Raw genomic sequence first — 13,903 nt, forward strand, 5'->3', positions numbered from 1 at the left:
TTCGAGACGAAAAAATCCTTCATCCTGAGGGGCCGAAGGCTGTCTCGAAGGACATGAAGGATTTTTTCATCCTCAGGATGAAGGTCGCTGACCTAAGCCAGCGTGCGCCGGAGCGCGTCGGCCCAGCCATTGAGATTGCGGGTGCGCAAATCCGGCGCCATGGCGGGCTGAAAGCGCGCATCGAGGCGCCAGCGCTCGGCGATGTCATCGAGGTCTTCAAAAATTCCGGCCTTGAGCCCCGCGAGATAGGCAGCGCCCAGCGCTGTCGTCTCCAGCACTTTCGGCCGCTCCACCGGCAGCCCGAGAATATCGGCGAGGAATTGCATCAGCCAGTCATTGGCGACCATGCCGCCATCGGCGCGCAAGGTTTTGGTCGCGGCGCCGTCTCGCGCGATGGCGTTCATCAGATCGGCGGTCTGGTAGACGACGCTTTCCAGTGCCGCGCGCGCAAGCTCGGCGCGCCCGGCGCCGCGGGTGAGGCCGGAAATCAGGCCCCGCGCTTTCGGTGACCAGTGCGGCGCCCCGAGCCCGGTAAAGGCGGGAACCAGATAGACGCCATTATTGGTTTCGATGCTTTCGGCGAGTTCGGCTGTCTCGGCGGCGTTTTTGATGATCTGCAATTCATCGCGCAGCCATTGCACCGCCGCGCCGGCGATGAAGATCGAGCCTTCCAAAGCGTAAGTGGTCTCGCCGTTTAGCCGATAGGCGATGGTGGAGAGCAGCTTGTTGTTCGAGGCGAGGGGTTTGGCGCCGGTATTGATCAAGACGAAACAGCCAGTGCCATAGGTGCTTTTAATCGCGCCGGGGGTGAAACAGGCTTGCCCGAAAGCGGCCGCCTGTTGATCGCCCGCGACGCCGCAAATCGGCAGGGGACGGCCGAAAAATTCCGGCTCGGTCATGCCGAAATCATCGGCGCTGTCGCGCACATTCGGCAATAGACCCTTCGGCACACGGAAGGTTTTCAGCAGCGCATCGTCCCAGTGATTGTCGTGGATGTTGTAAAGCGAGGTGCGGCTTGCATTTGTCGCGTCCGTCGCATGCTCCTTGCCGCCGGTCAGCCGCCAGATCAGGAAGGAGTCCACCGTGCCAAAGGCGAGGTCGCCGTCTTCGGCGCGGTCCCGCGCGCCCGCCACATTGTCGAGCACCCAGGCGGCCTTGGTCGCCGAAAAATAGGGGTCGATCAAAAGCCCGGTGCGCGCCATGACATGAGGTTCGGCGCCGTCTTCGCGCAAGCCGGTGCAGATATCCGCCGTGCGCCGGTCCTGCCAGACAATGGCGTTATACACCGCCGCGTCGGTCTTGCGGTCCCACAAGATAGTCGTTTCGCGCTGATTGGTGACGCCGACCGCAACAACTTCACCTGACTTTTCCGCTTCGGTGAAGGCGGCTCGTGCGGTTTCCAGCGTTGTGCGCCAGATGTCTTCCGGGTCGTGCTCGACCCAGCCGTCATTCGGAAAATGCTGCGGGAAATCCGATTGTGCACGCGCAACAATCGCCCCCGCACTGTCAAAGACAATGGCCCGGCTGGATGTGGTGCCCTGATCAATGGACAGAATATAAGGCGGCTGGAAGTCGCTCATCTATCGGGTCCGGCCTGTTGCGTTGGCGCCAGTCTACTGCGAGTTGCACCGGCGCTGAAACCCCGCCTGACAGCTTTGTCGGCCTGTTTTCACCGGGCCGGAACGCTGATAGGCAAGGGGATAGAATATTAACGGAGGGCGGAAATGAAGAAGTTTTTATCCATAGGCGGCGCGGTCATCGCGCTGGCGCTCGGCGGCGCCTGTTCACAGGGCGACAAGCCCGCCGGCGAGGCTGTCAGCGAAGCGGCGACGGCGCCGGTGCGTTTATACACGTTCGATTGCGGCCGCATCGCCATGAATGATCTGTCGTTGTTTACGCAAGGCAATGAATATGACGGCCGCAGTAATGACGCGTCTGTCATGTGTTTTCTCATCCGTCATCCGAAAGGCGATCTGCTTTGGGACGCCGGCATTCCCGCAAGCATTCACGACGCAGGCGAAGAGGGCGTTGCATTCGGTCCGTTTGGCATGACCATGCCAAAGACAATTGAAGGTCAGCTTGGCGAGATTGGAATGACCGTCGCCGATGTGGACTACTTCACGCCGTCGCACTCGCATTTCGATCATATTGGCGATGCGGCGCGTTTCGCCGGCGCGACCTTGCTCATCGACAAGGATGAGCGCGCCCATATGTTCCGCGCCGAGGCGCGCGCGGATGAACAAAACTTCCCGCTTTATGCCGCATTGGAAGAGGCGGAGACGATCGAGTTTGACGGCGACCATGATGTGTTCGGCGACGGCAAGGTGAAAATTCTCGCCATGCCGGGCCATACGCCAGGCCACACGTCGCTGTTGGTGGAGCTGGAAAATTCCGGCCCCGTACTGCTCTCCGGCGACATGTATCATTTGCAGGAGTCGCGCGAGAACCGCTATGTGCCGAAATTCAACACCAATGTTGACGATACGCTGGCGTCCATGGGCCGGTTCGAACAGGTTGCAAAAGACACCGGCGCGCGCGTCATCATCCAGCATGTGATGGCGGATTATGAAGCGCTGCCGCGCCTGCCGGGATATCTGGACTAGGCGTCTTTACCCTCTCCCGCTGGCGGGAGAGGGTGGCGAGCAAAGCCGACAGGCGGCGCTTGCAGGGTGACGGTGGAGCCGCAACCGTAAAAGCGTTGTTGTTTTTTTCCTCACCCCAACCCCTCTCCCCAAAGGGGCGAGGGGCTTTCAGTTTAATAGGTGACGCTTACCCGCGCCCCATAGGTGGCGGGCATGCCCGGCGCAGCAACATCGGCTACGTCGCCCGGCGCAATGAAGAAGTTCCGCGTTTCGTCGTAATCGGTGTTGAAGATATTGCGGCCCCATAAAGCCAGCTCCCAGCGCCCGTCATCAGGACCGACAGCAAGCTGCGCATTGGCGAGCCAGTAATCGCTGACCGCATAGTCGGGACCGAGCAAGGGCAAAGCCAGACTGTCGCGGTAGGAATAGTCGAACCGCGCGCGCGCTGACCATCCATCGGCGATTGGCGTTTGCGCCGCGACAAAGCCCTGATAGCTGACATTCGGGAAGCCAAGATCCTGACCCGTGCGGTCGGTGTAGACGGCCATGCCCGCAAGGCTTGTCGCCGCCGTATCGAGATCGGTGAAGCTGGTGAACTCGCCGGTCTTGTAGCCGACCGACTGGCCGATGGTGAGCCACGGCGCCGGGGTCAGGACAGCTTCCAGTTCCGCGCCGAAAATTTCGCTGTCGGCGTTGACGATGCGCCCGACAATCGCGCCGGTGCCGCCGTCATAGATCGCGGACTGCACTTGCTGGTCGTTATAGTCGTAAAAATAGGCGGCGCCATTGAGCTGTAAAATGCCGGCGGCGCTGGTTTTGAAGCCAACCTCAAAGGCGTTGAGTTTTTCCGGCGCGAAAGGCGTCAACGCATTCGGGTTGAGCGTGTTGTAAGCGGTGAAGCCGCCGGATTTCACGCCGCGGCTGAAATGCGCATAGAGCAACACATCATCCGTAGGCGTCAGTTCGACGCCGATTTTGCCGGAAAGATTGTCCGATGAAAGATCGCGGCTTTCCAGTGTGCCGTCGATGGTTCCGTTTGCGAAATTGAGCGGCCCCGTGCCGAGTGAAAAGGTGCCGAGATCGCGCAGCTTGCGGTTTTCGTCTTCATAACGAAGCCCGGCGACCAGCGTGATCAGCTCCGTCAGCGCATAGTCCCCATGGAGATAGGCGGCCATGGTGCGGACTTTTTGCCGGTATGGGGTTGAGACCGCAAAGCCGGGTCCAAAGCTCGCGGCGAAGTCGGACTGGTAAAGTTCGTTCAGGTCTTCTTGCGAATAATAAAGACCGCCGACCCAGTTAAGACGCTCGCCGCCGCCGGCAAGGCGCAGCTCATGGGACATCACATCGGCGCTCGACTGGAAATATACGCCCGCGCCGCCCAGGGTGAGCGCATCGAAATCACTAAACTCCTTACGGTTCAATGTCTCAAAGGCGCCGATATAGGTGAGCTTTGCGTCGCCGACCGGCGCGTTCAAGGTGAGGTTCGCTCCCCATCCTTCATTGTTGCGGAAAGGATGGGCGTCTTCGGCGATGCCGGTTAGCGCCGTAAAATCCGCAGAGGAGCCATAGCTGATCTCGCGGCCCGTATGCGCGAGCGACCCGTCGAGCAGACTGTCATTGAACAATTGCAGGCCGAGCCCGTCGGAATCGTCGATAAAGCCATGCAGGTTGAACAGGGCTTCCACCTCCGGCGCAATGTCGACGGCAACGAGACCGCGCAGCGCATATTGTTCCGCATCGCCGACTTCCTCGCCGGTTTCGCGGCTGACTTGCCAGGCGCCGCCATGGGCGGTCGCGCCGGACAGCCGCAGGCGGATATTGTCGCTTACGGCGCCGGAAACATAACCCTCCGCATCGACGCGGCCAAAGCGTCCGCCTTCAATGCTCGCGCCGGCGGTGAAATCATCGCTTGGCGCATTGGAAATAATCTTGATGGCGCCGCCGGTTGTGTTGCGGCCGTAAAGCGTTCCCTGCGGTCCGCGCAGAACTTCAACGCGCTCCACATCGAAAAGAACGCCCTGCGTCATCACCGGGATCGGATAGGCGACATCGTCGACATACACGCCGACGGTCGGCGCATTGTTGGTGGCGTAATCGCGAAAGCCGACGCCGCGAATGGAAAAGCTCGGCTGGCCGGAACCGAACTGGTTTTCGATTTCCAGGCTGGGCGAAATGTTCTCGAGCCCGTTCACCTTGGACACGCCTTGCGCAATCAGATCGGCGCCGGAGAAAACATTCAGCGCGACGCCCACATCTTGCGGCGACTGTTCGCGGCGCTGGGCGGTGACGATGATCTCGTCATCCTGCGCGAGCGCGGCATAAGGCATTGCGACGCCTGCTAGGGCGACGGACAAAACTATTTTTTTCATTGGGCGTTTCCAGCTCATATCGGCGAAGCCCGGAAGACCCCGTTTTACTCGGGCCCTGCCGTCTCCAATGGCTTCGCGCGGATCGCCGGAATGATGGCGTTTTACTCGCCTTCCGGTCGCTCCCATGACGCCCCAGGCCCTGAAAAGGATCGCCGTTTACTCGGCGGCCTGACGCACACATGGTTGCGCGAGAGCTGGTGTTTATCGTTTTTGTGACAGAATTTCAACGGCCATTGCGTGGCGCAAAGTCCCGGCCGGTCAGGAACCGCCCAGATAGTCGCAAACCGCATTCACAAAGGCCGCCGGGGCGTCCCAATGCAGGGAATGGGCGGCGCCGGTGATCGTTCGATGTTGAACATTCGCCTTTTTCGCATAGCTCGCCGCAATCTCCGCGGGCGAGAACATCAGGTCGAGATCGCCTGCGAGAATGAGCGCGTCGGGTTTGATGCGCGCGGGCAGGGCGCTTGCGTCATAGGCGCGGATCGCATCGACCTGGCGGCGCATATCGGCGATGGACTGCGCATGGGGATAGGCGATGGCGAGCGCGATGGCGGCGTCGACGGCGTTTTTGTGTTCGAAAAATTCCGGCTTGAACAACCAGTGAAAAAACGCCCGCAGCCAAAGCTCATCGGGCGCGCCCGCTTCGCGCAAGGCGAGAATGGTTTCGACAACCGAAATTGCGCGCGCCGGACTTTTTGCGCTGCTGGCGGCAAGCACCAGCCGGTCGATGCGATCCGGCGCCATGTCGGCGAGCACCATGGCGATGACGCCGCCCATGGAATGACCGAGCACATGCGCGCGTTCGATCTCAAGATGGTCAAGCAGAGAGAGATAATCGCGCGCCATAGTCTCGATGGTGATCGCGCCCTTGCTGCGGGTTTGCCCGGCGCCGCGATTATCCGCCATGATCAGGGAGAATTGTTTGGAAAGGCGCGGCGACACCGGCCCCCAGCTCGCATGATCGCTCGCAAGACCCGGAATAAGCAAAAGCGGCGAGCCGCTTCCGGTTTGTTTATAGTGAAGGTCGACTTGATCTGTAGACAGAACAGGCATGTCAGGCGTTCTTCCGCATGTCGGCGCGCAACCGATAATAGCGCAGCGCCGCGCCCGGCGCCCCGAGCATGGGATGCTTGCGTTCCCATTCGGTGATCGCAATATCAACGCCCGAATGACGCTGGATTTTCCAGGCGATGTAGTCAATGCCGCCTTTGAAGGTCTGCGTGCCTTTCAGCAATCGCGCGATCGACAAAAACGCGCCGGCGATGGCGCGCATGCGCCAGGCCAGCGTGCTGGCGCGCGGCGGCGCTGTAAGCGTGATCGTTCCATCCGTGACTTTGTTGTCCAGCCCGGCATAAGCGAGGGCGGGGGCGGTGACGGCGTCGGCCCAGTCGCCATAGCTGTCCAGCAGCTTGCCTGCGCGTTCTTCATCTTCCGCGCGCAGCTCCGCCTTGTAAGACGCGCCAAGACCGGCGAGCCACAGGGCGCGGGGCGTGAAGGGCGCGTCCATCAGCGCGGCGGCGCGCTTGCAGAAAGTGGCGATGGCGCGCGCGAGCGCAATTTCGAGGCGGTCATGCATCGCGTCATCCGGCGCGTGAATGCGCGAGGGTTGGGCGAAACGCGCCCAGAAATAAGAATGGAAGGTTTGCTCGCTCACCAGCTTTTCAAAGTGACCAAGGGTCAGCACCGCATATTTGGCCCGCAAGGTTCCAAAGCGCGACGGTGTCTCGAAATAGAAAACATTCGGCGGGATCAGTTTGTTCGCGGCGCGCAGCATTGGCGACGGGCTGAGCGCTTCATAGGACTCGCCGATCACATAGAAATCGAAAATCACGCTGGCGGGATCGTCATTGCCGGAAACGCTGGCGCCGGAGCCGTAAAACAAGATCGCCGCGCCGGGAAATTTGGAGCCTAGCGCATCGACAAGCAATTGCGCCGGTTCATCAAGCGGCGGCGCGGAGACGGCGCGGATGCGCGAGCGCAAGGCGAAGAGCGCGCTCTGCGGCGCGGGCGTTTCGGAAAGGGGTGTCGTCATCAAACGAGGAATGCGGCTTTTTCAGAAACCTTGATGATCAGATCTTCATCCGGCGCTGTATGGAAGATTTCACCGTCAAACACCACCGGTCCGTCAAACCGCATGCGGATCTCGTCGGTTTTCCAACTGTGATAGCCGGCGTCTTCAAACCAGGATTGCGATTTGCCGCGCAGGATCGTCATCGCCGCGAGCAGGAGATTTTTGCGCGGGAAGGGAAGCGACATCACGCTCATCGGTTCTTCGCCCTCGGCCCAGAACGGGAAGATCCCGGCGGACAGGGAGTTGAGCGTCGTCATCAGCATCATCGACAGCTCATGGTCCTGCAACTCGCCATTGGCGTCGCGAAGTTGCGTCGGCATGGGCGGCGGACCCTTGGCGTTGTCAAAGGCGGTCTTCAACAGGAAGCCGCCGGCGGACAGCGCGACGGCGAGCGAGCGCTTGGCGCCCATCTTCTGAACATTCTGGCGGCTGAACTGCACGGCGGTATGGAACAACCCGGCGCCGAGGAAAAATCCGTAGATCGGGTCCTGACGCTCGGAAAGCTGCATGCCGATCAATGGGCGCTCGACGCGCGAGACTTCGCCGCGTCCGCGCCGCCACAGAAAATTGTCGAGCGACGTCGCGGGCGGACCCTGCAAGCCGCAATCATTGGCGATGACATTCGTCATGCCGCAGGGCAGCGCCACGTAATTCGGCTGGCGGGGCGACCGGCGCTTGTTGATCGAACTGGTGATCGCCGCCTGCATCGTGCCGTCGCCGCCGGCGAGGATCAGCGTGTTGGAATTGCCTTTGCCGATATCGTCGAGCGCATTGTCGAGATCTTCAAAACGCTCAAGCACATAAGGGCGAATATCCTGATGACGTTTGGAAACGTAAAGCAGGTCGTCCGCAAGCATCGCATTGCGGCTGCTCTTGGCGTTGATGATCATGGACGCGGTCGACATATTGAGCACTCAAAAAGGCCAGGGGGCGCGCCCGCCTGATCCGGTTAATCTTCTTGGTTGGGCCCCAAGCGGGGCCGGTTAGGCTCGTTGACGCGCGCGGCCCGTCGATTTGGCAAAGCCCGCCCTTGTCGCCGCCCAGCATCATGTCACAAAACGGCCACAATTAGCCAGCGCCCCGCTGCGAATTTAAATCGTCAAATATGTGCATCCGGTTAGGGGCGCCATGGGCGGGCGATTCAAACCAGCGTGATAGGGCAAAGATGATCCGCATCAGGCGCAACAGGTGCGCAAATCCTCCTGAAACCAAGCGGCGGCGCGAAATTTGCTCCCCACACTACGCCGCAGTGAAAGAGTCGGCGGCGGCGCTTGCGCGAGGGTGAGGCGATGAGGGCGGAATTAACGTGGAAATCAGCGATGGCGGGCGCGGCGGCGCTGGCGGCTGGAATGACGGCGGCGCTGAGCGGCGCGGCGCAGGCTGAGACATATGCGCTAAGCGCTGTGTCAATTCGGGACTTTGCCGGAACCGTCAATATCAAGACAACCAGCGGCGACGAGATCGACATCGCGATCCGGCAGGGCAAGTCCTATGTGCCGGTGAAACTTGAAGACAAGGACGGGGTCCTCGTGATTTCCGGCGAAGCCGTGAAAGACGAAGACGGGCTCGATTGCTGCAACCGGCGCATCACCCGAACCTCGCATCCGCGCGAAGGCCGAAAGCTAACGACGGGCGAACCGGTCGATGAAGATTTTTTCGCCGTGCATCCGACCCTTGAAATCCTGATGCCCTATGAGGGCGATGTTGAGTTCATCGATGCGCGCATCAAGCTCTCTATGGAACGCCTTGCCGGCTCGCTGAAGCTCGACGCCTGTTACGTCTATGGCGAAACCAGCGATCTGGAAGAAGCGGTGATCGGCGTCGTCCATGGCTCGCGTCTGGTCATCGGCAATGTGGCAGGCGGCCTTGAGATCGATGTTTCCGGCGATGCGGATGTGCGCGCCGGCAATGCGTCGATCGTGGATGTGGACATCGCCGGACCTGGCGATGTGGTGCTGGGCGATATTGACGGCATGCTCGATGTGTCGATTGCAGGCTCGGGCCTGGTGCGCGCGACCCGGATGGACGGGCCGGTGAAAGCGCGTATCGCCGGTTCAGGCGCGCTGGCGATCAAAAGCGGCCGCGCCGACAAGCTGCGCGCCTTTATCGATGGTTCGGGCGGCGTGTATTTTCGCGGCGCCGCGACCCAGCCGGAGCTGACGCTTTACGGCTCGGCGGAAGTGCATCTCGACAGCGCCAATGGCCGCATCACAAGACATGGCGGCGGGACCATCTATGTGGGCGGCGTGAAGCTCGAAAAGTAATCAACCGGGTCAACCGGCGGCTTCGCCGTCCTTGCGAATGCTCGACGTGTCGGTTGCATCCATCATGGCCATGATGCGGGTCAGCGTCGCGCTTAATTTATTGGCCTGCTGATGAAATCCCAAAAACCGGTTTAACAGGCGGCCGTCGCGCGCCAATTGTTGCGCTTTTTCTGTCTCTGCTGAAATGCTGGCGAGTTCGGCGCGGGTCAGCACCTGCCGCGTCGCCAATTCGCGCAAGCGCAATTTCAACGTAATCATCGCCCGTAACTCGTCCCGGCTAAGCTGGCTGTCATCATGGCGTTGCGCCGTGGAGACGCTGCGATCGAGGGCGGAGGCGGTCTTTTCAAAGAGGGGCCAAAGCGCCACCGCCTGCTGCCCGAGCGTGCCGCCGGGTTTTTCCTGGCCGAACCGCAGCGGCGCCAGCGCGGGCGCTGTTGAGACTATTGATTCCGCAGTTGCGAACAAAATGATCGCCGCGAGAAAATATCGACCCTTCATTGGACAGCCCTCCCCAGTGAGCTCGTCTGCGAACGGAATATAAGCACTTCAAAGGGCGCCGGAAAACCGTTTATTGCGCGAGACCCCCGATTCGCGCTCTAATGCGTTGGAATCAGCGGCATTCGTGCAAAACTGCGCGGCCGGATTGGTTCGGCGAGCCGGTAGCGTAATCAAAAAACATACGACAACAGGAGACGGGCTGATGGCGGCTTTACTTTCGAATTTACGAAATACGGTGATTGCGGGGTTTGTTCTCGCCCTGCTGTTGGTGGTCATTTACGCGGCGATGGGCGGCTCCTTCGGGCCTGCTTACTGGAGCTTTTTGTTCCGCTATCTGCATGTGCTGTCCGGCGTGATGTGGATCGGCCTGTTATGGTATTTCAACTTCGTGCAGATCCCGCTGATGCCGTCGATCCCCGACGAGCAAAAGCCGGCGGTGGGCAAACATATCGCGCCAAAGGCGCTGTTCTGGTTCCGCTGGGGCGCCATGTCGACGATTGTCACCGGGCTCATTCTTGCGGCGCTGAACGGATATATCGTGCAAGTGCTGACCCTCGGCGCGGTTGATGGTTTCGCCGTGCGCATGCATGTGTTGCTCGGCATCGGCATGTGGTTCGGCATCATCATGTGGTTCAATGTCTGGTTCATTATCTGGCCGAACCAGCAAAAGGCGCTGAACATAAACAACCAATATCCCGACCTCGCCGCCGACGCGAAAGCGGCCGCGGGCAAGAAGGCAATGCTGTTCTCACGGACAAACACCTTGCTGTCGATCCCGATGCTGTGGGCGATGGTGAGCGCGCAGAACATCTAAGGCGATACCGGCTGGCGAAGGCTTTCAGGGGCCTTGCCGGACGGGCGGAATTGAGAAACGGCGGGGGAGACCCCGCCGTTTTTTTTGTTAAACGCAAAAAATCGACAAAATCGTCAAAATCGACCTGGGCGGCCCTTGAACCCCGCCACGGAGGCCCCACATGGCCGCAAGTCTATATATCTTCATGAATGCGCAGATATGTAGATGCGCGTAAGGCGGGATTTGTGCTATAAGGCATGGTTTTCCGCCCGCTGCGCGAATGGAGAAATGAAATGCCGGGCCGTCAATTCGTTGCAAAAGAACTGGCCGAGATCTTCAAGGTCATTGCTCATCCGGATCGCATCCGGCTGATCGAGGAGCTGCGTTCCGGAGAAAAAGACGTGAACACGCTTGCCGAAGCGCTTGACCTGCCGGGCGCGCGCGTATCCCAGCATCTGGCTTTGCTGAGAGCGCACCGCCTTGCGGAGGAACGGCGTGACGGACGTCATCATTTCTACCATCTGATCCAACCGGAAATCGCCGGATGGATTGTTGACGGACTGGATTTTGTCGAGGGCCGCATGGCGGGCCCGGCCAAGTCCAGCATTAATCAGGCGCGGCGCCTGTGGTCGGCGCCCGAGAAGCCCGTAACCCCATGATGGAGAAAAATAAAATGCCCCGTTTCGCCGCTGGCGTGGTTCGTTTTCAAAACGAAGTCTATCCGGAAAAGAAAGACCTGTTCGAAAAGCTGAGCAAAGGACAGGAACCGGAAGCGCTGTTTATCGCATGTTCAGACAGTCGTGTTGAAACCGCGATGATCACCCAGACAGAACCTGGCGATCTTTTTATCGTTCGCAACGCCGGCAATATCGTTCCGCCTCACACCAGCCATACTGGCGGCATCACCGCATCGATCGAGTTTGCGGTTGCGGCGCTTAAAGTCCCGCATATCGTTATCTGCGGTCACACTGAATGCGGCGCCATGAAAGGCGCGCTCAATCCGGCGTCGCTGGTCGGGCTTCCCCATGTCAAGGAATGGCTTGGCTATTCGGCGGCGGCGGTGGAGATCGTCAATGCGCTTGGCGAAAATCTCAGCGACGAAAAGCGGATGCACATGCTGCTTGAGCAGAATGTCATCCTCCAGCTTCAGCATTTGAAGACGCATCCGAAAGTCGCCATGCGCCTGGCGAAAGACGATGTGCAACTGCATGGCTGGGTCTACGACATCAAGACCGGCGGCGTCAGCGCGTATGATGAGAAGCAGGACAAGTTCCTGCCCGTCGATGTGCGCTACGCATCCGAGATGGCGAAGCTGGTTACCGGCGGTTGCGCCGCGTAACGCGGATTTCATCACTTTACATTCTGGAGAACTATCATGGCGACGAACGACGCTTCCATGAAGCGCGCGGCTTTTTTTGACATGTCTAATTTGCGGGGCGACATTTTCGGCGGACTGACCGCCGGGATTGTCGCGCTACCCCTGGCGCTCGCCTTTGGCGAAGCGTCCGGCGCCGGGCCCATTGCGGGTCTATGGGGCGCCATTTTTGTCGGCTTTTTTGCAGCCATGTTCGGCGGCACAGGCGCGCAGGTATCCGGCCCCACCGGTCCAATGGTGGTGGTTTTTGCGGGCGTTTACGCGACGCTTAGCGACAACCCGTCTTTGGTGTTCGCCGCCGTCGTGCTCGCCGGGGTCCTGCAGGTCCTGTTCGGCGTGTTCCGGCTCGGCCAATATATCCGGCTCGTTCCCTATCCGGTGATATCCGGTTTCATGAGCGGCATCGGCTGCATCATCATTGCCCTGCAATTATCGCGACTATTCGGGCATGAGCCTGAAGGCGGCGGCACCATACCGGCGCTCACCGCGATTCCTGGCGCTGTCATGGACCCCAATTTCGCGGCGCTTTCGATCGGCGCGGCGACGCTCGCGATCATCTTCTCCTGGCCGAAATCATGGGCCAAATTCGTGCCCGGCGCGCTCGCCGCGCTGATCATCGGTACGCTGATGAGTTTCGTGATCAAGGGCGCGCCCATTCTCGGCGATATTCCGACCGGCCTGCCGTCCTTCGTCATGCCGTCCTTTTCGCAGGACAGTTTCCTGATCGTGTTTGAGGCGGCGCTCATTCTCGCGGTGCTTGGCGCCATTGACAGTCTGTTGACCTCGCTGGTCGCCGACAACATGACCCGCACGCGGCACAATTCCGATCGCGAGCTGATCGGGCAGGGGATCGGCAATACTGTCGCCGGCCTGTTCGGCGCAATCCCCGGCGCCGGCGCCACCATGCGCACTGTCGTCAATATCCGCTCCGGCGGCGCCACGCGTATCTCGGGCATGCTGCATGCGGTGTTTCTCGTCATTGTCGTCATCAGCCTGGCCCCGCTCGCCGCGCAGATCCCGCATGCGGTGCTGGCCGGCATTTTGGTCAAGGTCGGCTATGACATTGTCGACATTGCCTATCTCAAACGCGCCCATAAAGGTCCGCGCTGGGATCTCGCGCTGATGGCGCTTGTGCTCGGGCTGACGGTTTTCGTGGACCTGATCACGGCGGTTGCGGTGGGCGTTGTTCTTGCGGCGCTCGCTTTCGTCAAGAAAATGGCGGACGACCAGCTTGCCCATTTCCGCGCCGGAGAGCCGGCGCTGGCGACACAGGAAGAGCGGGACTTGCTGGCTCGCGCCAATGGCCGGGTGATGTTGTTCGAGTTTGGCGGCCCGCTGAGCTTCGGCGCCGCCGCCGATCTCGGCCACCATGTGCGTGAGCGTTCGAAAGAACATGCAAGCGCCATCGTGCTCGACTTTTCCCGGCTTCCGTTTCTTGACGTATCAGCCGCGCGGGCGGTGGAGACCATCGCCTGTGATGCGCGTCAGGCGAACAAGACCGTCTATGTGACAGGGATTTGCGATTCCGTGCGCAGCGTGCTGGTCGGCCTGAACGCCGATCACTGCCTGCCAGCAGACACCTGTTACAACACGCGCATCGAAGCTTTGCGCGTTGCGGTCGCAGAAACCACATCGCAGCAAGCGGAACACGAAGCGCCCAAAGGCGGCGCCGCCTCAACGGCGTCGGCGTAGCATCAGCGACGATGTCGACGGGAGCCGGCGCGTGTTGCGGAACACAGGCGCCGGCTCTCTTTTTTAGGACAGATAGATTCGTCCTTCCGGCAGTCGGCAAGCATCCCGGCGGCGGCGAACCATGCCGCCGGGATGCTTGCCGATGACTGCACGAGGCCCCCAGCGAGGCGTAATTAGTGCGCCGAAATGCTTTTCTTGACTTCGCCGAGGTCTTGCGGCGAAACTTGATGATGCAGGCATAGGGGCATCTGTTTTGCGA

Annotated in this window: 12 protein-coding genes; 6 read left to right on the plus strand and 6 right to left on the minus strand. The window is 60.4% G+C overall.

The features are described 5' to 3' along the window. Positions 1-92: 92 nt before the first annotated feature. Positions 93-1,580 (minus strand): glycerol kinase GlpK, encoded by a 1,488-nt coding sequence (glpK, locus tag AC0L8G_RS09515; RefSeq protein ID WP_473388593.1) that lies wholly within the window; start codon positions 1,578-1,580, stop codon positions 93-95. Between the two features lie 144 nt (positions 1,581-1,724). Here glpK and AC0L8G_RS09520 point away from each other — a divergent pair, with 144 nt between their 5' ends. After that, positions 1,725-2,603 carry an N-acyl homoserine lactonase family protein gene (locus AC0L8G_RS09520; protein ID WP_473388594.1) on the plus strand — a complete coding sequence of 293 codons (879 nt, stop codon included), beginning with the start codon at positions 1,725-1,727 and terminating at the stop codon, positions 2,601-2,603. 152 nt (positions 2,604-2,755) lie between these two features. On the opposite strand, the gene AC0L8G_RS09525 is transcribed toward AC0L8G_RS09520, so the two are convergent. The 4 genes from AC0L8G_RS09525 to AC0L8G_RS09540 form a co-directional block, all read right to left on the minus strand. Then, entirely contained in the window at positions 2,756-4,951 is a 2,196-nt protein-coding gene (locus AC0L8G_RS09525; protein WP_473388595.1) for a TonB-dependent receptor, read from the minus strand. Between the two features lie 258 nt (positions 4,952-5,209). Continuing rightward, on the minus strand, positions 5,210-6,004 hold the full coding sequence (locus AC0L8G_RS09530) for an alpha/beta fold hydrolase (RefSeq protein WP_473388596.1): 795 nt from the start codon (positions 6,002-6,004) through the stop codon (positions 5,210-5,212). Between the two features lies 1 nt (position 6,005). After that, positions 6,006-6,983: a hypothetical protein gene (locus AC0L8G_RS09535; RefSeq protein WP_473388598.1), complete on the minus strand. Its 978-nt coding sequence runs from the start codon at positions 6,981-6,983 to the stop codon at positions 6,006-6,008. Then, positions 6,983-7,927 (minus strand): diacylglycerol kinase family protein, encoded by a 945-nt coding sequence (locus AC0L8G_RS09540; RefSeq protein WP_473388599.1) that lies wholly within the window; start codon positions 7,925-7,927, stop codon positions 6,983-6,985. The genes AC0L8G_RS09535 and AC0L8G_RS09540 overlap by 1 nt, the downstream gene beginning before the upstream one ends. Before the next feature lie 384 nt (positions 7,928-8,311). On the opposite strand from AC0L8G_RS09540, the gene AC0L8G_RS09545 reads away from it, so the two are divergent. Continuing rightward, positions 8,312-9,286 carry a hypothetical protein gene (locus AC0L8G_RS09545; protein ID WP_473388600.1) on the plus strand — a complete coding sequence of 325 codons (975 nt, stop codon included), beginning with the start codon at positions 8,312-8,314 and terminating at the stop codon, positions 9,284-9,286. Positions 9,287-9,295: 9 nt separating this feature from the next. Here AC0L8G_RS09545 and AC0L8G_RS09550 read toward each other — a convergent pair whose 3' ends face one another. Next, positions 9,296-9,784 (minus strand): hypothetical protein, encoded by a 489-nt coding sequence (locus AC0L8G_RS09550; RefSeq protein ID WP_473388602.1) that lies wholly within the window; start codon positions 9,782-9,784, stop codon positions 9,296-9,298. A 202-nt stretch (positions 9,785-9,986) separates the two neighbouring features. Here AC0L8G_RS09550 and AC0L8G_RS09555 point away from each other — a divergent pair, with 202 nt between their 5' ends. From AC0L8G_RS09555 to AC0L8G_RS09570, 4 genes are all read left to right on the plus strand, one after another. Continuing rightward, complete coding sequence (locus AC0L8G_RS09555; RefSeq protein WP_473388603.1) at positions 9,987-10,598, plus strand: urate hydroxylase PuuD; 612 nt, start codon at positions 9,987-9,989, stop codon at positions 10,596-10,598. A gap of 272 nt (positions 10,599-10,870) precedes the next feature. Next, entirely contained in the window at positions 10,871-11,236 is a 366-nt protein-coding gene (locus tag AC0L8G_RS09560; protein WP_473388604.1) for an ArsR/SmtB family transcription factor, read from the plus strand. Positions 11,237-11,250: 14 nt separating this feature from the next. Beyond that, positions 11,251-11,916 carry a carbonic anhydrase gene (locus tag AC0L8G_RS09565; RefSeq protein ID WP_473388606.1) on the plus strand — a complete coding sequence of 222 codons (666 nt, stop codon included), beginning with the start codon at positions 11,251-11,253 and terminating at the stop codon, positions 11,914-11,916. Positions 11,917-11,952: 36 nt separating this feature from the next. Then, the gene (locus tag AC0L8G_RS09570) at positions 11,953-13,644 is read left to right on the plus strand and encodes a SulP family inorganic anion transporter (RefSeq protein ID WP_473388607.1); all 1,692 of its coding nucleotides are present in this window, start codon (positions 11,953-11,955) and stop codon (positions 13,642-13,644) included. Positions 13,645-13,903 lie beyond the last annotated feature (259 nt).

The sequence above is a fragment of the Hyphococcus sp. D3-15 genome, assembly GCF_055809375.1.

Bases quoted from the DNA above. Each gene is read 5' to 3' on its own strand.
- AC0L8G_RS09570 (WP_473388607.1), top strand. From the start codon at position 11,953: ATGGCGACGAACGACGCTTCCATGAAGCGCGCGGCTTTTTTTGACATG.
- AC0L8G_RS09555 (WP_473388603.1), top strand. From the start codon at position 9,987: ATGGCGGCTTTACTTTCGAATTTACGAAATACGGTGATTGCGGGGTTT.
- AC0L8G_RS09540 (WP_473388599.1), bottom strand. From the start codon at position 7,927: ATGTCGACCGCGTCCATGATCATCAACGCCAAGAGCAGCCGCAATGCG.
- AC0L8G_RS09520 (WP_473388594.1), top strand. From the start codon at position 1,725: ATGAAGAAGTTTTTATCCATAGGCGGCGCGGTCATCGCGCTGGCGCTC.
- AC0L8G_RS09565 (WP_473388606.1), top strand. From the start codon at position 11,251: ATGCCCCGTTTCGCCGCTGGCGTGGTTCGTTTTCAAAACGAAGTCTAT.
- AC0L8G_RS09560 (WP_473388604.1), top strand. From the start codon at position 10,871: ATGCCGGGCCGTCAATTCGTTGCAAAAGAACTGGCCGAGATCTTCAAG.
- AC0L8G_RS09535 (WP_473388598.1), bottom strand. From the start codon at position 6,983: ATGACGACACCCCTTTCCGAAACGCCCGCGCCGCAGAGCGCGCTCTTC.
- glpK (WP_473388593.1), bottom strand. From the start codon at position 1,580: ATGAGCGACTTCCAGCCGCCTTATATTCTGTCCATTGATCAGGGCACC.
- AC0L8G_RS09525 (WP_473388595.1), bottom strand. From the start codon at position 4,951: ATGAAAAAAATAGTTTTGTCCGTCGCCCTAGCAGGCGTCGCAATGCCT.
- AC0L8G_RS09530 (WP_473388596.1), bottom strand. From the start codon at position 6,004: ATGCCTGTTCTGTCTACAGATCAAGTCGACCTTCACTATAAACAAACC.
- AC0L8G_RS09545 (WP_473388600.1), top strand. From the start codon at position 8,312: ATGAGGGCGGAATTAACGTGGAAATCAGCGATGGCGGGCGCGGCGGCG.
- AC0L8G_RS09550 (WP_473388602.1), bottom strand. From the start codon at position 9,784: ATGAAGGGTCGATATTTTCTCGCGGCGATCATTTTGTTCGCAACTGCG.